A 21680-nucleotide genomic window follows, 5' to 3' on the forward strand; every position below is an offset into this window, starting at 1 on the left:
TGTTATCTAATGCGCCCATTTTTTTCACTTTTCAAACTTTATATTCCTCATCCAAAATCCCAGATATGAAGCACGAAAAAACACCGCAAAATCGCCGTATAAACTTTAAGCACAAACTAGTTTAGACCCCGGGCCCCTATAGAGTTACAGCCACCATCCAACCCTCAAATGTCGAGTTTGCAAGGGTCTGCAAACTTATGCAACCTGGTTAGTGACACTCTCCCCAAAATCCGCAATATGAATAAGTGTCAGCGCTGGCGTTTTTCCATATGAAGAAGAGATTTATTATGAGTGAAACTATACAAAGCAAACCACTTCCCTCCTTTATCGAGGAACGCCTAGATTTTTATATTCAAGATCTAATCGAACCGAATGAGAACAAAAAACACCTTGTTCTTGGTAAACGCCCACCGTGTAATGCCGTTGTCCTGCAAAGCAATGATTACCTTGCACTGTCTCATAACAAGGAGATTCAAAACGCGCATCGTGATGCGATTTCCCAGCACGATGACAACGTCGTGATGTCCGCGATTTTCTTACAAGATGATGAATCGAAACCTGCATTTGAAACGCAACTAGCCAGTTTCGTTGGTATGCCTAGTTGTCTACTTTCTCAATCTGGTTGGGCTGCGAATGTCGGTTTATTGCAGACTATTTGTGCACCGAACATACCTGTGTACATTGATTTCTTTGCACATATGTCTTTGTGGGAAGGCGCACGTATTGCCGGAGCACAAATTCATCCGTTCATGCATAACAACACCAGTCACCTAAGAAAACAGATTTCACGTCACGGTTCAGGGATCATTGTTGTGGATTCGGTTTACAGCACTATCGGGACCATCGCTCCTCTACGTGATATCTACGAAATAGCACAGGAGTTTGACTGCGGCCTGGTTGTAGATGAATCACACTCTTTAGGTACACACGGTCCACAAGGTGCGGGGATACTGCAGGGTCTTGGCTTAACTCATAAGGTAGATTTTATTACCGTTAGTCTTGCCAAGACATTTGCTTATCGTGCTGGCGCGATTTTAGGCCCAGAAAAACTGGCGAAGACGCTTCCATTTGTGGCGTACCCTGCAATATTTAGTTCTACCGTATTACCGCAAGAGATCATTCGGCTAGAGAAAACACTGGACGTCATAAGAAAATCAGATGATAAGCGAGATATTCTGTTTGAAAGAGCCAAGTCTTTAGCCGTTGGTTTAAAACGCATTGGATTTACTATTCGCAGTGAATCACAAATTATCGCATTAGAATGCGGCAACGAGAGAAACACTGAGCGAGTCCGCGACTTTCTCGAAGAGCGAAATGTTTACGGCGCAGTGTTTTGCCGCCCTGCAACTGGAAGGAACAAAAACATCATCCGTTTTTCAGTCAATGCAGACATGACAGCTGCTGAAGTTGATCATGTACTCACTGTCTGCCAACAAGCATTTGCACACCCTGACTTAGAGTTTGTGTAAGTTAGTGTGTAGATAAAACTAAAGAGCTCAACAGTTTTGCTGAGCTCTTTATTCGTGTTATTCGTTGTGAGCAACTCGCCTCAAGAAAACAAGTCGCGAATGATTAGATCCAGTTTGCGATTTTATCGAACAAACGATTTTTATCCGCCGGTTTTACGATGAAGTCAGACATACCCGAAGACCCAATTTTGTCCAACGTGACAGGTGAACTATCCCCTGTATGCGCAATAATAGGTACCGACGCATAGTTTTTATCCGAGCTTCGAATTCGCCTAGACGCTTCTACACCATCCATAATTGGCATTTCGATATCCATCAGAATGAGATCAACATCTTCTTGCTCTAGTGTATCCAGAGCCTGCTGCCCGTCTTCTTTCTGAATCACTTCAAAGCCTTGCTTTTCAAGTAACATTGCCGTGAATTTACGCAAAGATTCATTATCATCCACGACCATAATTGTGCGCTTATTTGAATTATCTAACGTCACCGAGGCCGTTGGTGTCGATACATAGCTTGAATCATATAAGAGACGCTCAATAGTTGGTTTAGTATTCAATAACCAGGCTTGCGTTTCGATCCAAATAGGTTCATATGCAGCCTTACGTGCTCTCTGAGTCGGATGATGCTCAAAAAAATAAACGATGCGTGCTTCAGTGAAAGACAAGAGAGATTCTAATCTATCCAATTGGTTTGCTCTTGGATCTAAGCTCTCAAGATCGATAAAAATCAGATCGAATTCGAACTCGTACTCTTTCTTTTTGAGTACTTGGTTGACATCTAAAATTGTCGAGTCAAAGCCCATAAAACGGCTAATATCTGTTACTTTAGACACCAAGATATCTTGGCTAGTCACCGTTAGAATGGTTTTGAGTTTAGTCAGATCGTTTTTGATTTCAGTAACGGTATCAGATGTCGTTAGTGGGAAAGTTAACGTAAATTGAGACCACTCCCCTAACTGAGATTGACACTCAATGTTCCCCCCAAATGAACGCATGACTTTTTTACAAAACGGTAGGCCCAAACCATAACTTCCTGATTTGCCGGTGGTGTAAAAGTCTTGAAAGATATTGCGTAGAACATCAGGAGCAATACCAGCACCATTATCGGTTACAACAATTTGATTAAAGCGTTCTGAACTTATCATGGATACATGTATGTGAAAATCTTCAGATTTACGGTGATGGAAGGCATTCTTGAAAAGATTATACATAACGTATTTAAGCAGCGTATCACTACCTAGAAACTCAAACTCACTTCTCGCATCCAACGATATGGCAAATCGATCAGTGGCACGTTTATAACTGAAGCTTTCAATTGCCTGTTCAACGACCGAGTGAGCTGAATATTTTTTGAAGCTAGAACGAGAAACTCGATTTTCATCAATCGAAGTCAGCAATAAATCGATGGTTTCATTACCCGATTGGATAATGTTCATTGCATCCTGACTCACTTCACGTAATAAGGTGACATCTTCTACACTCATGACGTACTGCTCTTTTCCTGCCTCTTTCATGTTGGGCAAGATCGACTGGATAACATCTATTGAAGTGCAAAGCCCACTCAACGGGTTACGCATTTCATGTGCAATCCCTGCCCCGAATGATTTTGCCAGCGAGACTTTCGCTTCATGTTCAACTTGGTTACGAAAATAGAACAAATTACCGAAGACATAAATAAACAGAAAGATTGGCACATGAGTCCAATCCATGGTCAAGTCAAGATGGAACCCTTTTGCAACCCAAGCGAAGAATGTTGCTAAACCTATCCCAGCAAAGGTTTGAGCAAACATGACCCTAGTAACATGAACCAGTAAAATGTGTAAGAAAATTGCAGACATAAACGACATAACCCATACATTGGACCAGTCATTCATCAGTAACATATAAAAAAAGAAAAACGGTAAGCACAGCGTTATCGTCACTTGGTAGTAAATAGGAACATAATCTCTCCAAGTCGATGATAAGCGGTTTCTAAAAATGATGCCGAAAAACAATAACGAGCAAAACAATCTAAGAGGTAAATTTTCATAAGCCTGTGGAAAGGCAAACTCCCAGACAAAGTAGTACAGCGGAAAGCCAAGAAACCCCATCCAGCCAACGAGAGTTAGGTTTGGTTCTGCATATTGATAAACCTTACGTATCGAGTCCATATAATCTGTTTTGCTTACTCCGCCTGACGCACAACAATGTGATTTTGATTCACTTTTATCATTTTATTATTAACTAATTATATATTAATCATCATTTATAAGCAGCGCGAAATGACGTAAACAGCTCGCAATACTTATCTTTAGTTTCAATCTTTTAAGACAGCTGCACTTGATTTACAACCAAATAAACAAAGTTGCATATAGTTTAGTGTAATTTTGCGATAATCGCTCTGTATCCAATTGGATGTTAATCTCATTTTGTGCAAGAAACTTAAGTCGCGCCTTTGGCACGACTTTCCAACGATTCAAAAACAGTACTCACCGCATATAGCGTGGTGAAGAACAATTGGCTTGGGATGTGTTATGAATTCTGTCCAGATAAAAAATGTCATTTTTGATGTAGGTAATGTATTGGTACGCTGGTCTCCAGTAGAAATCGTTCGCTTAACATTTGGTGGTTCCGTAGAGTCAGAGAAAATGGCTCAGATGCTATTTTCATCACAAATCTGGAAAGATTTAAATAAAGGGACGATCTCCGAAAGGGAAGCAAAACAGCGTTATCAACGTGAACACCAAGTAACGACGGAAGAAATGGGCCGCTTCTTTTATTATGTAAAACACACTCAAATATTACTTTACGGCAGTATAGAGCTGTTAAAACGAGTAAAAAGAGCCGGATATGGCGTATATGCGCTCACAGACAACATCAACGAAATTGTGGAACACCTTCGTACTACTTATGAGTTTTGGCCACTGTTTGATGGAGCAATCATCTCTTCTGAAGTTCAATTACTAAAACCACAAGCGGAGATCTACCAAACTCTACTTTCAAAGTATCAGCTTAACCCCGAAGAGACAGTATTTCTTGATGACATGCCTTACAATGTTGAAGGTGCCCGAGCAGTTGGCATGGCTGCTATTCAGTTTGAAAATGCTCAGCAATGTGAGCTCGAACTAAAAGCCATGGGGGTTAACTTCTAGAAAGCTTTTAATAAAAACATAACGTTAGGGTGCATAAACAAAAAAGAGCAGTGTTGAGACTGCTCTTATCTAATGTTTTAGAACGCTAGGTTAGGAGTAAATCACGTTTTCCTCAATCCCACTAACTAATGACTGGGCGTTCTTCCAACGGAATACTTTTTCTAACACCTCTTTGCCATCAGGTGCGCGCCAAGTTCGCTCTTGATCCTCTTGTCCACCAATGTGGCGATAGAATTCAATCGCAGAAATGTTTTGCGACACAACTTCTAAATAAAGACCTGTGTCTTTAAAGTACTGCTGTTGCCATTCTGCGACAGCAAGTAATAGCTGCTTACCAATACCACGACCACGGTAACTGTCATCAACATGCAATGCGTCAATAAAGGTTCCACGCTCGAAATCATGGTTGCCGAACACACAAACAAAGCCAAGTAGCAAACCTCCCTCCTCCGCCAAGACAATGTGCTGATTGAATGGTGGGTTGGTCAAACGGGTTTGCCAAATCAGTAGTTTGTCGTCAATCGCTTCTTTCTCAAGATAGTTATCACTAAGAATGCCACGGTAATGACGCTTCCAGCTATCCGCATGAAGATGCGCAATGCGCTCGTAGTCCTTATATTCCGCTAATCGTAAATCCATTACGTATTCCTATTTTCTTACATTTTTGCTTCTTTATAGAGTCTCGGTATATTCCACCTTTATAACACTTGTTTCTTGGCAGATTTTATACACCTTAAGCCAGAGCTCATTTTTTAATACTACTCATTATTCAATTAAAAGCAAAATATCCCATCAAGTTCCTTAATCTACACCCAAAGGAATAGTCACATTTGTCTAACTTTAATTTGACTTACATGTGTACGCTGATATTCTGGCGAACAGTTGTTAGCTCAAAGTTAGGGATACACCTGTGACTCAAAACAAACCACCTGTTATCTGGTTGAATACATTGATATTTTCTGCCAGTTTTGTTCTGACTTTTATTGTAATGCCTTGGTATGCATATCATTTTGGACTGGGTTGGGAACATCTAATTTGGGGAGTGATTGCATTTAGTTTTACTAACCTTTCTATTACAGCAGGCTATCATCGTCTCTGGAGCCACAAAACGTACGAAGCTCATCCTATTTTGCGCGCCATTTTTGCGATTGGAGGAGCATTTTCTTTGCAAAATAGTGCATTACATTGGTCTTCTGATCATCGTGTGCATCACAAACATGTCGACAATAACGATAAAGATCCGTACTCAGCCAAGCGGGGTTTTTGGTATTCTCACATTGGGTGGATGTTACGTGATTACAATAAATCAAAGGAAAACGAATATACAAACTGCCGTGACCTAAAGCGCGACAAAATCGTCATGTGGCAGCATAAGTATTATGTTCCACTTGCCCTACTGACTAATATTGGTTTCCCAGTCATGCTCGGACTGATCTACGGTGATATCTGGGGGATGTTATTGGTCGTTGGTGCGGCTCGACTCTTTATGAGTCACCATACGACTTTTTTCATTAACTCCCTCGCACATATTTGGGGTAAGCAAACTTTCACAGACAAAAACACTGCTCGCGATAATGGTGTACTCGCCTTTTTCACATTTGGAGAGGGTTACCATAATTTCCATCATATTTTCGAGAATGACTATCGCAATGGCGTGTATTGGTGGCATTACGACCCAACGAAGTGGTTGATAAAGTCATGTTCTTGGCTAGGACTCACATCTAAGTTGCGCACAACGCCTACATTTAGAATTGAAAAGGCCCGTGCGAGTCAACTTTTGAAGAAAGCAAGAGAAAAGCTAGAATCGAAACCGAACACGCAAACGATCCTCGATCAGCTACAGCACGAGTTTGATACTCTAGTTCATCACATGCAGGAATACTACGAGATGCGCAAAGAAGTACTCGGTGCCAAAACTGCCAGTGTGGTAAAGAAATACGAATGTTCTGTAACGAAAATGAAGTACCAGCAAATTAAAGCAGAGTTCGAACGGCAGCAACGTAGTTGGAACCTTATGGTTCGTCGATACGCATAGTTTATCCTCATTCTTACGATTACTTAGCTTCGCTTCGGCGAAGCTTTTTTGTTGTGAAGAGTGTTTTCCAATAATTGCTTACTGAGTAAAGTCTTTTTCCTATTGTGAATCAATTCACTCTTTATTCATTCACTTTCCTAGTCATATTTTCCTTCCTATAAATAGCTTCAAACCAGCACATAACACTTAGAAAACCAAATTCCAACAATACAATCTAACGAAATTATTTATTAAATTATTATTTGTCTCAGATCATGCAAGCCCCATATTTGTCTCGTGCCACAGCTAAGAATTCTGTAAATTCCTTGTCATAAACTGAAACAGTTTCTTTCTTTTTTACATAACATTCGGAGATCCCTATGTTAGAGCTCTTAATTGGCTTAGTGGTTACCATTGCGGTGGGTTACTTTATTGTCAAAGGCTATAAAGCTGCGGGCGTGTTACTGACAGCTGGTATTGCTTTACTTCTTATGACTGGCGTTTTGGGGCACGACGTGCTGCCGTCAAAAATCACCTCAACTGGTAACATGGTGACAGATGCGCTTGAATACGTGAAATACATGCTTCAATACCGCGGTGGCGGTCTTGGTATGCAAATCATGCTGCTTTGTGGTTTTGCGTCATACATGACTCATATCGGCGCGAACAACGTGGTAGTGAAACAGTTCTCTAAACCGCTTTCTGTCATCAAGTCTCCTTACGTCCTTTTGGTAGCGGCTTACATTGTGGCGTGTTTAATGTCTCTTGCGGTAAGTTCTGCAACAGGCCTTGGCGTACTATTAATGGCGACACTATTCCCTATGATGGTCGCGATGGGCATTTCTCGTCCAGCAGCCGTTGCAGTGTGTGCCTCTCCAGCGGCAATCATTCTTTCTCCTACTTCTGGTGATGTTGTTATCGCAGCAGAAAAGTCTGGTTTAGAGCTTGATGTGTTTGCGGTACAAACTGTGTTGCCTGTTTCTATTTGCGCAATCATCGTCATGGCAGCGGCAGCGTTCTTCTGGAACAAATACTTAGATAAGAAAGAAAATACACCAATGGAAAAAATTGATGTATCAGAGATCAAAGCTGACGCACCAGCGTTTTATGCAGCTCTTCCATTTCTACCTATCATCGGCGTTTTCCTATTCAACGGTCGTACCATTCCAGGACTTAGTCTAGACATCTACACTATTGTGGTTGGTTCGATTTTCCTTGGAGCTCTGATCCATTATGTTGTAAATAAGTTCGATGGTAAGAAATCACTAGAAGATTTAGATTCTTGCTACGCAGGCATGGCTGACGCGTTCAAAGGCGTTGTGATGCTTTTGGTTGCCGCTGGGGTTTTTGCACAAGGTCTGATGTCTATCGGTGCTATCGATAACCTACTTCATCTAGCAGATAATGCTGGTGCAGGCGGCGTTGCTTTAATGCTTATTCTAACTGCATTGACAGTTGCAGCAGCAATTGCAACGGGTTCGGGTAACGCGCCTTTCTATGCGTTCGTGGAGTTAGCACCATCTTTGGCTGCGAAAATGGGATTAAACCCTGCTTTCCTAATCATCCCGATGCTTCAAGCATCAAACCTAGGCCGTACTATCTCACCAGTATCTGGCGTAATCGTTGCGACATCAGGTATGGCAAACATCAGCCCGTTTGAGGTTGTAAAACGCACATCCGTTCCAGTTCTAGCAGGCCTTATCACGGTGATTATTGGTACTATGGTGCTTGTTCCAATGAGTGCCTAACGGTATTGCCACGATCAAACTAAAAGCAATATCCGAACAAAATTACGTTTAATTAAAAACGCCAGCAAATGTGCTGGCGTTTTTTTATTCTAATGTGTTGATTTACGCTGACTTAAATCGGTCAGGAATCTTAGTGATGCTCTCTCTGTAGCTAAACCATAAGTAGGTAACGGCAAGCGAAAAGAATAAATATGAAAGTGCGAATACGATTGGAGACGTGATTAATTCCGCGGACATTCCCCACATCACACCGACTACGGTTATCGTCAACTTAGAAAGCATACCGCAAATGAGTAGGAATAAAGCAAGCTGTGGAAAGCGCGAGCTGCGAAATGCGAAGAAATAACAGCTACCTACCGCTAAAGAAGCAATAGATAAGCCCAACATAAATGAATGGATGTGGTCTGCTGATGCGATACCAGCGGATACCGAAGCCATGAGTAATAGGAACAGTTTCATAAGTCACCTCACAACAAATCTAAAAAGCATCCCTTCATAAATGAAAACTCATTTTTCACTATATTCTGCGCCTAAAATCAGCAATTACAAGTTACTTTTTTGCTCACTTAATGAACATAAAAGCTAATCAGCTTCAATTATTACAAAAGGTTAACAATTAAAAATTAAGAAACCCTTTGCATCTGATACTTACGACAGTTAGATGATAAATTCGCCATTTTTGTTACAGATGGTTAACATGGAAACATTTTGAAATTTTTTATTTGAAATGTGAACTGTGCACTCAACAGCGTAAAACCTCTCTGTCTTGACTCATCATTCGTTATTAGCGAACAAAAAATATCACTTTTTTACAACGTTCTTACTACATACAAAACCATGAATTCACATCCACTTTTAATGTTGCAAATTATTTTATCAGTAACCGTAAAAAGAGATTCCAATCACATATTTATTGGTTATAATCCGCGCTCATTGCGTTAAACGTTGAAAAACGCAAACTAATTTTGAGAAAAAACATCTTTAAACCAACCTTCTTTGCGGCATTGCCAATAAGAGGAAAAACTGAGAATAAAAATGAGCAAGATTGATAAAGCTATGCGCATCCTGTTAGCAGGGTTCTGTATCAACCTTTGTCTTGGCATCCTGTATGCTTGGAGTGTATTCAACAAGGCACTGGTAACTGAATCAGGCTGGAGTGCTGCAGAAGCTTCTGCACCTTACGCAACTGCAACCATCACTTTCTCTATCTGTCTTCTTATTGCAGGTATTCTTCAAGACCGCATGGGCCCTCGAATGATCCTTATCCTAGGTACTGTTCTTACAGGTCTGGGCATGATCGCGTCTGGCTTTGTTGACACTCCACTCATGCTGAACATTACCTTCGGTGTGATCACAGGTGCAGGTATCGGTTTTGGTTACGCATGCCTATCACCTTCTGCGATGAAGTGGTTCCACGCTTCGAAGAAAGGTATGGTTAACGGCATTATTGCGGCAGGTTTTGGTCTAGCGGCTATTTACCTTGCGCCAGTAACTTCTGCGCTAATAGACAGCATGGGCATTCAAACTAGCTTTATGGTTCTTGGTGTTGGTATCCTAGCGATTGCGGTTCCTCTTGCAGCAACCATCAACAACCCACCAGCAGACTACACACCTGCGGAGCCTAAAGTAAAAGAAGGCCAAGCACCTAAAGCGGTGAAAAAGTCAGATGACTTAACTTGGAAAGCAATGTTGAAAACGCCACAGTTCTACTCTCTATGGATCATGTACGCGTTTGCAGCTTCTGTTGGTCTAATGATCATTGGTAACATCACAACTATCGCAAGCGTTCAAGCGAACCTACCAAACGCGGTTTACCTAGCGTCTATCCTTGCGGTATTTAACTCAGGCGGTCGTGTAGCGGCAGGTATGCTTGCAGACAAGATCGGTGGCGTACGCACTCTTCTTCTAGCGTTCGTTCTACAGGGCATCAACATGGTTCTGTTCGCAACGTTCAAAACTGAGTTCACGCTAATCATCGGTACAGCAATCGCAGCAGTAGGTTACGGTACGCTTCTAGCAGTATTCCCTACTCTAACGGCTGAATTCTACGGTCTGAAGAACTACGGTACTAACTACGGTGTGCTATACACAGCATGGGGTATCGGTGGTGCAATCGGTGCAGCTGTTGTTGGTTTCTCAATGACTAACGGTGACGGCTACGGTCTTGCTTACACTATCTCAGCAGTAATGATGGCAGTGTGTATCGTACTAGCGTTCATCACTAAGCCACTGACTGAAGCGAAAGTAGCACAACTGAAAAACGCTTAATCGCCAGTCCAGTTCTATTTATCTAATAGATCTGCAGAAATTGATTCGAAAAAGGCTTAACCTATGGGTTAAGCCTTTTTTATTGTTAGTTGGTTATGGAAAACACCGTCGAACTCGCGCCAGATTACTATCTCGATAACTTCTTTAAGCTCACACAGCACGCTACCGAGTGGTACAGCGACTTACTTAGCCAAGATGAACACAAATGGCTGTCCGCGTTTGAGAGCTTAAGCAAGCCTGCACAGTGCCTTCTTGTACGCCTATACAGCCGCAAAGGGTGCTGGTTTCGTAGCGACAAACTCAACTATCAAGAAATTGAGAACATCCAGTCGGCTTTGGATGAATTGGCAACTCATGGTTTTGTCTCGCTCTCCCCTGACCTAACGATACAGGAGTTAGCAGCGAATCTACTGACCAAGCCAGAGATCGTCACGCTCTATCCTGAGCATCCTAAATCTCTCAAGAAAGAGGCATTAGTGGCATGTCTAAGTGAAGAGCGTTTCGAGCTATTTGAGGCTCTGGATTTCACGGTGATTAAGCTTAACTCCGCACACATGATTGATGTTTTGCTGACGCTGTTTTTTGCTAATACCCATCAAGACCTCAGTCAGTTCGTGCTTGATGACTTAGGCTTACACCAATTCGAACAATACCAGTTAAGTAAAGCGCGTCGATTCTTTGATTCACGTGAGCAAATAGACCGCTTAATTGAACTGAGCCAGTTGGCCAACCTGTACTGGCAATTTGACCGAAAAGACAAAGCCAATCTCGACTTATTAATTGAGGCAATGCCTCAGCCCGTTAAACACCGTTACGTAGATCGTAAACGCGAGCACATGTTGAATGACATAGCACGTGATTACGAACGGCTTAATGATCTAGAGACCGCCCTATCTCTATTTGGCCAAACTCAACTCACACCGAGCCGAGAACGACGCGCACGTATCTATGACAAATTAAACCATGATGATTTATTTTGTGACATTGTCACAGATATGCTTAACTCACCGATCGATGTGTCTGAGCTCGAAGTTGCACAAAAACTTGAGCAACGGTTAAAACGAAAACAAGGCGAGAAAGTGCCAAGAGTGACGAAGCCAACCTGTACGGAATACCGCCTTGAACTGGATTTATCTCAACAGAGAGTCGAACTCGCCAGCAAAGCGTATTTTGAGTCCTTAGGCTGGACTGTATTTTATGCCGAAAATGCACTGCTTAATGCATTACTTGGTCTCACTTTTTGGGATGCGATTTTTGCTCCTATTGAAGGGGCATTCATTAACGCTTATCAACACCGTCCTTTAGATTTATATCACTCGGATTTTGTTACCAAGCGCCAAGCTTTGATAGACACCGCTTTTGCCGAACTAGAAGCGGGCAACACCCAGATGTTATTGACAAAATACGATGAGAAGTTTGGCATCAGTAATCCATTTGTACATTGGAACTTAATAAGTAAAGAGCTACTCGAAACAGCACTCAACACTATCCCAACTAACATGTTGATGGCGCTATTTAAAATACAATTGAGTGACCTAAAGCTTTACCGCAATGGGATGCCTGATCTGATTGCTTTTAAAGGAAACGAGTTCGAATGGATTGAAGTAAAAGGGCCGGGCGATAAACTCCAAGACAACCAATGGCGTTGGATTAAAGAGTTTACTCGCCTTAATGTCCCGTTTGCGGTGTGTTACGTCGCAGCAACTTAACTTACTCTATATAAAGAGCTTGGTGTTTGTTCACTCAAACCGCCCCTCGGTTATCGCCCCTTGCTCTTTTTTCTAAACATTTTTTCGTTTCTTCACGATCGCTTCACGCTTCTTCACACAAAATGCGCTTCTACTCACTAAGTTGATTTGAAGAGGCAAAATAAAATGAACAAAACACTTCTTGCGTTACTTGTTACCTGCTCAGTTTCGGTATCTGCGGCTCCTTATGTAGGTCTGGAATATGGACTAGGCACCACTGACCATGATTTGGAACCTCACTTTTCAACTGACAACGTAACACTCAACCCTGAGCTTGAAGACGGTATTTTCTCAGGCTTTGTCGGTTACGCATTTAATGACAACTGGGCATTGGAACTGGGTTACAGCCAGTTTGACCTTGATGATAGTCGTTCAAAAAACCTAGGTATCAAGTCAATCGATGGCAAAGATTACCATCATGAAATGGATTGGGATGCGTCAATCAAAGCCAAGCAAGTGTCGTTGGCTCCTGTGTTTAACTATGCATTAAATGATAAATGGACAACAAAATTCAAAGCGGGTTTAACTTACACGCAATACGATGCCAAGGTTTCTAAACATCAAGAATACGAACTTGTCACGAACGACGATGTGGAAATGACCAACACGCTTTTCCATAGCGCGGAGAAAAACAACGAGCTAGGCGCAATGTTCTCAGTGGGTGCGGAATACAGAATTTTCCCGCAGCTCACCATAGGTGTAAACGCAAAATACCAACTAGACAGCTACGCAAACACTGCATCCTTTAATGTAGGCACAACTTATTACTTCTAATATCAGGAGAGGATAATGAAAAGAGTATTGTTAACATCCATGCTTGCCCTACTTTCAAGCTCGGCTTTCGCCGCATTTAATGGCCCAGAAGTCAGTGCAATCAATACGGTGAAAGAGGCGCGCAACGCAACCGACGACAGCGCTGTAGTGCTAACCGGGCATATTGTTCAATCATTTGGTAACGAGACTTACTTGTTCAAAGACAACACTGGTGAAATCGAAGTAGAGATCGACAACGAAGATTGGATGGGTCAAGAAGTGACACCAAAAGATACCGTAATGATTCGAGGAGAGGTTGACTCAGATTGGACAACTACGCAGATAGACGTTGAGACCATTCAAAAACGTTAAGAAGTTGACGATACCTCAACACAAGCAACACAGCCACATTTTAGTGGCTGTGTTAAGCAATAATCATGGAGAACGCTCGTTTAGCTAGTCAAGCAAGGACAATCTTGCGGTACGACTAATCGTATACTCTTAGGCTGAACATCAAATCTAATGGTTCTCGAATGATAAGGTTCTCCATCTAAATTAAGAGGTAATGGATTCGGGAAGTCTATCTCCAACCAGCTTGCTCTTGTGTACTTCACAAACTCTCCTTTCTCACTCGGGTTATTGATCTCGTCGATTACTTTAGGCAGCTCATGAGGTAAAAATGGGCGCACCAATGTTAGATCCATCAGCCCATCATTAATCATCGCTTTTGGAGCTAACTCTTGCCCACCTCCAGCAAGGCGCCCATTACAAAACGCACCGAGCAACATTTCTCCCTGATACGCACCACCTTCAATCGTTATTGTTCCGTCATATGGTTTAAAGCCAAGTGCTTTTACAACACCAGTTAGCGTGTAAGCTCCACCGCCAAGAAAGTTTTTGAGTTCAACAGGCGTTTCTGCTGTAACTTCTGCGCCAAACCCTGCTGTTGCCACGTTAATAAAGCAGCGATCGTTCGCTTTGACGCAATCGACCAAAGCGGACTGCCCCTCAACAGCAAGAGATAAAGACGCCTTAATGGAATTAGGTACTTGAATAGCGGTAGCAAAGTCATTGGCGGTACCAAGGGGAATAATGGCTAACTCAGGGCGTTTTTCTTCGTCAATTTGAATAACCGCAGAAGCCGCCTCATTGACGGTTCCATCGCCTCCAGCGACAACAATACGTTCAATGCCTTCATCAACCGCTTCTTTCACTAGCCGCGGCATGTCTTGAGATTCCCACGTCACACGCACCTGTACGTCGATGCCTTTTTCTCTCATTTTCATGATTGCATCTCTTAACTCTGGATTCCCAGCTTTTTTTCCGTTAAGGATGGCACGTATTGTCTTTTTCATTGCACTTCCTATTGGTTGATGACTTTTCCTGCTTGCTTAATCTGTGAACGCAACCATTGATGGGCGCTGTCGTTTGTGCGACTAGGATGCCAGATTGTGCAAAGCTCATACATTTGTTCATCAAATGGCATTGATAAAGATTTAACATGATAGGTGTTATTGAACAAGTTGATCATCGACTCTGGCATTAAACCAATGTATTCACTACCACAAATAATTGGGAGCATTTCTAGTACGCCTGAGGCTCGATACTTAATCTTTCTCTTATCCAAGTCGACAATGTCATCGGCGTTTAACAAGCTCTTACGACTCTGCCACTGCGAAACCACTACGTGTTCTTCTTCAAAAAATTGTTCAGCCGTAATCTCGTCATTCAGGCGTGGATGCGTTTCGCTACATACCACCACCAAACGCTCCGTAAGTACAGTTTCCAGTTTTAGCACCGTTCTTGCTCTTGGTGTGATATCAATGATCAAATCGTATCGTTGTAACCGCAGATCACTTTCAAAATCTTCCGTAAAAAGCGGATGTACTTCTAATGCAACATTTGGCGCCGACACACGGATTTGTTTCATGACTTGAGGTAGCAACTCAAAGCTCGCAACGGACACACAGGCAATAGAAAACACTCTATTCGACACTTTAGGGTCAAACTCACTAGAGGCCGATAATGTCGAAGTGAAATTTTGTACTGAAGCTAGAAGAGCAGGATAAATATCCATCGCAAACGAGGTAGGCTCGACACCTTTAACGCAACGATGAAACAATGGATCATCGTAGATATCACGTAGCCTTGCTAGCGCTTTACTCACCGCAGGCTGGGTGATGTTTAAACGCGCCGCCGCCCGAGACAAGTTACGCTCTTCATAGATGGCAGTGAAAATGGGAATAAGATTAAGGTCGGTCGGTTTCATGCTATTAAATTTTTCAAAAGTCACTTTCTCTATTTTAATCTAACAGCATGATCGTTCACGCAGCCAAGTGCAATAAATGGGCGGTATCGCTTGTTTTAATGAGTTTTAACTCAATTTTGACGCACTTCATTCACCACATAAACTGGCACCGTAGTGCAACGTAAAGCTTGGATTAGGCTTTGCCTAAGTAAGGGGTAAGAAACTCGCTGACTTCCTCGCCGCACAAACCCGTTTCTACCTCTATACCTGCTTGTTTTAGAATCTCGATACCTCGACCACTGTTGCGCGGGTCGGGGTCCAATATGGCTACGACGACTTTGCTTATGCCGGATTTGACTAATGTCACCGCGCAAGCAGGCGTGCGACCAACAAACGAACACGGTTCCAGCGTAACGTATGCCGTCACCGATTCTAACGAGCCTTGATACGCATTCAGCGCTTCCACTTCCGCGTGATTGCCACCAATCGCTTGAGTATGACCTTCAGAAACGATTTGATTGTCTTTCACTAACACGCAGCCAACCGGCGGGTTGGGTTGACATTCAGGAAGCGCATTTTTGGACACTTCCAATGCGCGGCGCATAAACTCTTGGCTCATTTGAACTCTATTCTCTAATAAAAACGAGGCGCTATATTAGCGCCCCGTTTTATTCATTGCCATCTCTTCCAATGACTTTGTCCAGTTCTGGTAACGCTCGCGGAATACGGAATTTAAAGCGTTTTTGTTTGGTCTGGATTTTGCGCCACATCGACTTCAGTAAATGAGCGCTATTTTCACCATTTTGCATTCGCGACGCACTTTTTTGCCACGATTCACTCGTATCGGCTTTGGTCATTTCTAGCTCGGCCGTATTTAAACGCAATTGTTTGTACAATATGGTCCTTGCTTCAGACCAACGTTTAGCCTTTAACAAACGGTGGAACGTCAGCCATGCTGGTGTCGGTCTGTTGCGGTAGTAACGTTTAATGGCTACCAATGAAATAATCACAAAACCCAGCAACACAAGCGTGGAAACAATCCATGCAAAGTATGTTCTGATAAAGGACTTCAACGTGTGCTTCGCGGCAAAAGTTTTGCCCTCTAACATCACCGTTTCCACTTGCTGAGTCATACTGTTCCACCAACGGAACTCATAATCTGGCAGGGTTAACTCTCCACCTTGTTGAATCACGTACACGCTCTCTTCTGTGCGTGTTGACTGGTAATCGCCACGTGTTTGCGTATCTGTCAGACGGTGAGGTTGAGGATACGCTTGGTAACGGGTTGTTGATTCTCCTTTCAACAAGTCTGGTAGCAATACAGATAGTGAATCTTGAGCCGAAATGGTGATTTTACGCGTGATTGCATCCCCAACTTTGAGTGACTCAGTGGAGGTTTCCCACTCTTGTTTTACGTCTACGTGCGTTGCAGAAAACCAAGGCGTATCACCGCTCAACAATCCCGATGGCAAGACAGTTTTGAACTTAATCGGCTGCGTATAAAGTGTGCCTGACACCTTCTCGCCATCCGGCGCCGACACCTGAACGCCCACAGCGACAGGTGGAATCACAAAATCACCAGATGCTTGTGGATACAAAGTCACTTCCCAGCGTTGACGCGACCAAGTTTGTCCCTCTTTTTGCTCAGTAAAGTTGGTTGCTAGTTGATTACGCTGTTTGGCGATAACATTGGGTATTTCAATATTGCCAATTCTCGTACCACCCGTAAACCAACGCGGCGTTGCCACTTCGATGGTTAAAATAACTTGCTCATTGACGCTAAAACTTGGTGTTTTACGCTTCTCTCCAGCCGTTGGTTGTTTACCAACCCACGCTTGTAACTCAACACCATGCTCTCGTTGAACGTCACGAATATCTTGAGCCAACACACTACTGCTCAGGAGGAAACCGAAACAGATAACTAACCACAAGGGTAAAGCAAAGTGCGTAAAACGGTGGCTTTTCATCATTGCATCGCCTCCTCTGTATTTTCGTTCGCAGTAGAGGTTGATTCTCCGGTTTCTATTGAACGCAATTGAATCTGAAACTTCGCATTTAAGAAGTATTTAGGATCCGCTTCGACTCGCTTTAACCATTTGTCGGCTAATTCTTGGCTACCTAAGATGTCGTCTGCACTTAACGTCTCTTTAATCATCAACTCCGCTGACGTTTTTTCATCCGCCCCTTCTGCGGTTTGAGGGTTATCGCCTAGCTCGGTTGATGCTTCTTGCTCTGTTCCTGCCTGACTCTCACTCATCCGGTTGATGTCCTCTACAATACCACCAATCACTTTCAAGTTATGCTCAACATCTGGTCTTAGCCTCTCGCTCAACGTTGGTTTGTTGGCTAGGGATTTTAACAAGTCACGTGCAGCCAAATATTCACGCTGACGCGCCAATGCACTCGCCGCATTATAAAGACCGTAATCTCGAACCTCTTCGGACGGGTCGTTTTGCATCTCCAAAAACGCACTGTGCGCGAGTTCAAACTCGCTAGCGTAGTAGTACGCCGTACCTTTGCGTAATGGATCGACAAAGTGTTTTGCAGCTTCTAAATACGCTTGTTGGTTGAACAAACGCTGTCCTTGTTGGTCTGGCGTCAGCCACAAATCCCACCACCATTGCGCCACCTTGTCGAAGGTCGTCACTTTTTGCACAACTTGTGGCTGCTCGGCTTTAACAGAAATGTTCTCCGCCATTGCACTGGTCGGCATCAACAGTGTACCGCTCATCATTACAATCACGCACCACTGCACTAACCACCCTTTTCTAAACCACAGCATCATGATCAACGCGATTGGAAACAGAAGTTGATAACCCATGTCTTTCCAAGGCATTGAAGATTCGCCATTAAGCTGCATATTGCGCTCAACGTATCGGTTCAGTTGCTCGATATCACTATTATCGACAGTCACTTCCACCAATCGACCGTTAGTCTGACTAGCCAGTTTTTGTAGAGAATCCAAATCCATTGGGTTGTTACTCACAATGTCAGCATTCCCTGCCGCAAGAATTAACAGTTGATAAGGTTTGCCCGAGAAATACGCTTGGTATTGCTCAATCGTGGCTGGATTAACGCCATCACTCACCAACAGAACGGTGGAGCCTGGTTGACCTTGCAATTGTTGATCAATTAACGGCAAGGCTTTTTCGGCAAGCTTACCTTGCACGGGCATAATTTCTGGCGTAATGGCCGCCAAAAATGGGTCAAATACTTTGCTGTCTTGAGTTATAGGCATTGCGACATGAGCACTGCCCGCGAACACGACTAAACCCGTTTTTCCGCCTTTTCGCACGGCTAGCAAATCGCGTACTTTCTGTTTGGAACGCTCAAGGCGGCTTGGTGGGAGATCTTTTTGCAGCATCGAGTCGCTGTTATCAAGCACCACAAGCATAGAGGCTTTATCTTCGCCAAAGGGAGAAGGTTCTCGTTGCCACGTTGGGCCTGCACAAATCACAATGGCGATGAACACAATCAGCATCAAGAGCTTAAGCGGCAGTTGCTTACGCCAGCCTCGCTCACCTATCGTCAAAGCATTGCGTAAATGTTCGGGCAGAATATCCTTCCAGCTTGGCTCGCTTTCTTCTCGCCAGCGTAACCACACCAAGAAAAACATGGGGATCAAAGCCAGTAACCACAGTGGTCGAATAAAATGAAACTGCGTAAAGAATTGCGTCCAACTAAGAGAATCAAACATCGCTCTCTCCTAATGATGATCGTGTAACAGCCCTTCTTTTAAGTGTTGCGACGCTGAACGCGAGCAAATGCATGATGACCACTAACGCCATCAAGTAATGGTGAAGGCTTTGTTTTGGGCGGTATGTGGTGCTTTCGTAAAGTTGAGGTTCCAGTTTGCCAATTTCGTCGTAGGCAGCCGATAGTTCATCACGGTTGAGTGCTTCAAACGCTTCACCGCCGGATTCTTTCGCAATGCGATGAATCGTGTCCATATCCAACGCGGTTTCACCTATCGTTTCCGGATCGCCCATCGCAATGACGTGTACTCTCACGCCTTTGGCTTTCGCAACTTTCGCCGCATCAATCGGTTCAACAAAACTGCCCGTGTCGTTACCATCGGTTAATACAATCGCGACTTTTTCACGGTTTTGATCTTGTTCTAAAGCACCACGCGACTTATCGCTTTGCTCAAAAACTTTAATCGCTAAGCCAATCGCATCACCAAGATGGGTACTCTGCCCTGCCATTGCCACATCGGTTTGGTTAAGCAGTTCGAGCCACACTTTTTGGTCTGCGGTAAATGGCGTTTGCACGAAAGCAGCATCACCAAAAAGCACCAAGCCTAATCGGTCACCTTTACGAGACTGAACAAACTCCGACAGCACTTCTTTTGCCGCATCAAGACGAGAAATTTTTTCGCCTGTACGTGAGGTGAAATCTGGCTCGGCCATGGAGCCCGAAAGATCCACCACCACCATCACATCGCGGCCTAAACTCGCGCGAACTTGAGGCTCGCCTAACACGGTGGGTTTTGCCATCGCACACACCACCAAAAGCCATGAAAGAATTAACGTTGCTCGCTGCCACCAACTCGGGGTCAACTGGCTTGCACCTTCTGATGGCGTCTCGCCAATCGCTTCCACCAGCTGACTAAAAAACGGCACTTTGATCGCCATTTGCTTAGTGCGATATGCAGGCACCAAGTAGTACACCACCAACGGCAAGGGCAAAACCAGAAACCACATTGGGTGAGCAAATTCAAAACCAGACAAACCAGTTATCGATGCAAGAAGATCATTCATGTTGACCTCCCTGATGTGCTTTGCGTTTCAATCGTGGTGATTTATTTGCCGCGCTTTTTTGAGCATCACAACGGTGCTCACTCACCCAGTTTTTCGCACGAGCAATAAGCGTTACTCGCTCTTCGTTGGTTAGCGTAACGCTTGGGTCAACAATACTTTGTAGCCAGCACTTTGAAAGCTCATCGTTAAAAACCATTTGCGAGTTTGCTTGAGAGTCTCTGGTTTGCGGATACAGCGCATTGAGCTTGCGCAGAAAGGCGGTATCAAACAATTTCGCGTTGCGGCTATCAATATGAATCAGCACTATTTTAAGCACAGAGAACAATACTTTTGGCATGTCTTTGTCGCTCGGGTTGATTTGCGAAATCGCCAGTAGAGCTTCTTTTCGGTAACGATTATGCCACCATTGCCGAGCCAAGCGATATGCGAAATATACCAATGCAATGAACGCAACCGCCGCTAAAATTTTCCAGCCAATAGTTTGCGGGTACCAACTCACGCTAGATGGTACGGCCACATCATGCAGCTCTCTGAGTATGTAGGTACTTGGAGGCGTAGGAAGATCACTCATTTAACGCCCTCCTACCAGTTTTTGGAATTGTTTAATGTGCTCACCTGTCGTATCGAGTTCGATGTGCGGAAGGTGTTTCATCGCCATAAGTTGAGAGAGTGATTGACGCTGTAAGCTAGTTCGAGCCTCAAGCTTTGCGCTCGCAGCTTCTACCTTTGCTTTGCTGTCTAAATTGAGTTGATACTGCCCGTCACCAACCACCCATTTCGATTTTGCCAAATCGTCTGGTAGCGCTTGTTCTAATGGGTCACTGACCATCACTGCAAGAACATCGTTGTGCTGTTGTAGCTGTTTAAGGTGATCAAGGTGGTGCTCCTCGCAGTCGCTCCAGTCGCTGATAAAAATCAAAGTGGATTGCTTGAGCTTCATGCGTTTAATAAGCTCAATCCATTGACTGAACGTTACTTTTTCGGAATTGCAGGAGTCCACATTGAGCGATTGATTGGCTTTAGCGAGACGTTTAAGTTGCGCCAGAAGATCGTTTTGCGAGCGCTGTGCCTTGCTGTGAAACAACGCCTGCGGGGATGCGATGACAAAACCGACTCGGTCGCCATCTTTTAATACTCGCCACCCACACATCGCTGCGATCTCTGCCGCGACAACTGATTTCATTACTTGCGTCGAAGCAAAAAACATTGTGCTTCTCTGGTCGACACACACGATTACGTTGCGATCTTTTTCTTCTGTATAGCTGCGCACGTGCGGCTTACCTGTACGCATCGTAACTTTCCAATCAAGGTTACGAATATCGTCACCCAATTGGTAATGGCGCAGCTCTTCGAAGTTCAATCCACGACCGCGAAACAACGAATTGTGTCGGCCAGAGAGTACGCTACCCGCTTTTAGATGAGGAAGTAAACTGAATGATTCTGCTTGTGCTTGCAGACGTACTAAACGAGCATAATCGCAGTACAAACGGGGATCCATCCCCTGTGATTTTGGCGCAAGAGTTGGCTTAGCCATAATGCCTC

General features: G+C 43.7%; 19 protein-coding genes. 8 read left to right on the top strand and 11 right to left on the bottom strand.

Annotation, left to right across the window (positions count from 1 at the left end; translation table 11 throughout):
• Positions 1-287 precede the first annotated feature (287 nt).
• Positions 288-1469: an alpha-hydroxyketone-type quorum-sensing autoinducer synthase gene (gene cqsA, locus R7044_RS00710; protein WP_053349163.1), complete on the top strand. Its 1182-nt coding sequence runs from the start codon at positions 288-290 to the stop codon at positions 1467-1469.
• Between the two features lie 103 nt (positions 1470-1572).
• On the opposite strand, the gene R7044_RS00715 is transcribed toward cqsA, so the two are convergent.
• Complete coding sequence (locus R7044_RS00715) at positions 1573-3618, bottom strand: response regulator (protein ID WP_225455286.1); 2046 nt, start codon at positions 3616-3618, stop codon at positions 1573-1575.
• Positions 3619-3981: 363 nt separating this feature from the next.
• Here R7044_RS00715 and R7044_RS00720 point away from each other — a divergent pair, with 363 nt between their 5' ends.
• Positions 3982-4599, top strand: coding sequence for an HAD family hydrolase (locus R7044_RS00720; RefSeq protein WP_025767847.1), 618 nt, complete (start codon positions 3982-3984; stop codon positions 4597-4599).
• Between the two features lie 90 nt (positions 4600-4689).
• Here the strand turns inward: R7044_RS00720 and R7044_RS00725 are convergent, their stop codons facing one another.
• Positions 4690-5238: a GNAT family N-acetyltransferase gene (locus tag R7044_RS00725; protein ID WP_005376525.1), complete on the bottom strand. Its 549-nt coding sequence runs from the start codon at positions 5236-5238 to the stop codon at positions 4690-4692.
• A gap of 271 nt (positions 5239-5509) precedes the next feature.
• Here R7044_RS00725 and R7044_RS00730 point away from each other — a divergent pair, with 271 nt between their 5' ends.
• Together R7044_RS00730 and dcuC are read left to right on the top strand one after the other, a co-directional pair.
• Positions 5510-6634: an acyl-CoA desaturase gene (locus R7044_RS00730; RefSeq protein WP_017821552.1), complete on the top strand. Its 1125-nt coding sequence runs from the start codon at positions 5510-5512 to the stop codon at positions 6632-6634.
• Between the two features lie 359 nt (positions 6635-6993).
• On the top strand, positions 6994-8361 hold the full coding sequence (dcuC, locus tag R7044_RS00735; protein WP_005376528.1) for an anaerobic C4-dicarboxylate transporter DcuC: 1368 nt from the start codon (positions 6994-6996) through the stop codon (positions 8359-8361).
• A 102-nt stretch (positions 8362-8463) separates the two neighbouring features.
• Here the strand turns inward: dcuC and R7044_RS00740 are convergent, their stop codons facing one another.
• Entirely contained in the window at positions 8464-8820 is a 357-nt protein-coding gene (locus tag R7044_RS00740; protein ID WP_005376535.1) for a hypothetical protein, read from the bottom strand.
• Between the two features lie 576 nt (positions 8821-9396).
• Between R7044_RS00740 and R7044_RS00745 the strand changes: the two genes are divergently transcribed.
• The 4 genes from R7044_RS00745 (at position 9397) to R7044_RS00760 (ending at position 13502) form a co-directional block, all read left to right on the top strand.
• On the top strand, positions 9397-10629 hold the full coding sequence (locus tag R7044_RS00745; RefSeq protein ID WP_205391194.1) for an OFA family MFS transporter: 1233 nt from the start codon (positions 9397-9399) through the stop codon (positions 10627-10629).
• 95 nt (positions 10630-10724) lie between these two features.
• Positions 10725-12338: a VRR-NUC domain-containing protein gene (locus R7044_RS00750; protein WP_205391195.1), complete on the top strand. Its 1614-nt coding sequence runs from the start codon at positions 10725-10727 to the stop codon at positions 12336-12338.
• A 165-nt stretch (positions 12339-12503) separates the two neighbouring features.
• Positions 12504-13151, top strand: a complete 648-nt coding sequence (locus R7044_RS00755) for an AcfA family outer membrane beta-barrel protein (RefSeq protein WP_053303510.1) — start codon at positions 12504-12506, stop codon at positions 13149-13151.
• A gap of 15 nt (positions 13152-13166) precedes the next feature.
• Positions 13167-13502 carry a YgiW/YdeI family stress tolerance OB fold protein gene (locus R7044_RS00760; RefSeq protein ID WP_017635355.1) on the top strand — a complete coding sequence of 112 codons (336 nt, stop codon included), beginning with the start codon at positions 13167-13169 and terminating at the stop codon, positions 13500-13502.
• An 80-nt stretch (positions 13503-13582) separates the two neighbouring features.
• On the opposite strand, the gene yegS is transcribed toward R7044_RS00760, so the two are convergent.
• From yegS to R7044_RS00800, 8 genes are all read right to left on the bottom strand, one after another.
• Positions 13583-14485: a lipid kinase YegS gene (gene yegS, locus R7044_RS00765; RefSeq protein WP_053303508.1), complete on the bottom strand. Its 903-nt coding sequence runs from the start codon at positions 14483-14485 to the stop codon at positions 13583-13585.
• A gap of 8 nt (positions 14486-14493) precedes the next feature.
• Positions 14494-15399: a LysR family transcriptional regulator gene (locus tag R7044_RS00770; protein ID WP_053349403.1), complete on the bottom strand. Its 906-nt coding sequence runs from the start codon at positions 15397-15399 to the stop codon at positions 14494-14496.
• Between the two features lie 172 nt (positions 15400-15571).
• Positions 15572-15997: a bifunctional diaminohydroxyphosphoribosylaminopyrimidine deaminase/5-amino-6-(5-phosphoribosylamino)uracil reductase RibD gene (locus tag R7044_RS00775; RefSeq protein ID WP_005376542.1), complete on the bottom strand. Its 426-nt coding sequence runs from the start codon at positions 15995-15997 to the stop codon at positions 15572-15574.
• A gap of 49 nt (positions 15998-16046) precedes the next feature.
• Positions 16047-17348 carry a BatD family protein gene (locus tag R7044_RS00780; RefSeq protein ID WP_064376980.1) on the bottom strand — a complete coding sequence of 434 codons (1302 nt, stop codon included), beginning with the start codon at positions 17346-17348 and terminating at the stop codon, positions 16047-16049.
• Positions 17345-19075: a vWA domain-containing protein gene (locus tag R7044_RS00785; RefSeq protein ID WP_064376981.1), complete on the bottom strand. Its 1731-nt coding sequence runs from the start codon at positions 19073-19075 to the stop codon at positions 17345-17347. The genes R7044_RS00780 and R7044_RS00785 overlap by 4 nt, the downstream gene beginning before the upstream one ends.
• The gene (locus R7044_RS00790) at positions 19068-20138 is read right to left on the bottom strand and encodes a vWA domain-containing protein (protein WP_104980600.1); all 1071 of its coding nucleotides are present in this window, start codon (positions 20136-20138) and stop codon (positions 19068-19070) included. Before R7044_RS00790 ends, R7044_RS00785 begins: the two co-directional genes overlap by 8 nt.
• Positions 20131-20709 carry a DUF4381 domain-containing protein gene (locus tag R7044_RS00795; RefSeq protein WP_225455287.1) on the bottom strand — a complete coding sequence of 193 codons (579 nt, stop codon included), beginning with the start codon at positions 20707-20709 and terminating at the stop codon, positions 20131-20133. Before R7044_RS00795 ends, R7044_RS00790 begins: the two co-directional genes overlap by 8 nt.
• Positions 20710-21672, bottom strand: a complete 963-nt coding sequence (locus R7044_RS00800; protein WP_017821549.1) for a DUF58 domain-containing protein — start codon at positions 21670-21672, stop codon at positions 20710-20712.
• Between the last annotated feature and the right edge of the window lie 8 nt (positions 21673-21680).

This window comes from Vibrio sp. 1402, from assembly GCF_033340275.1.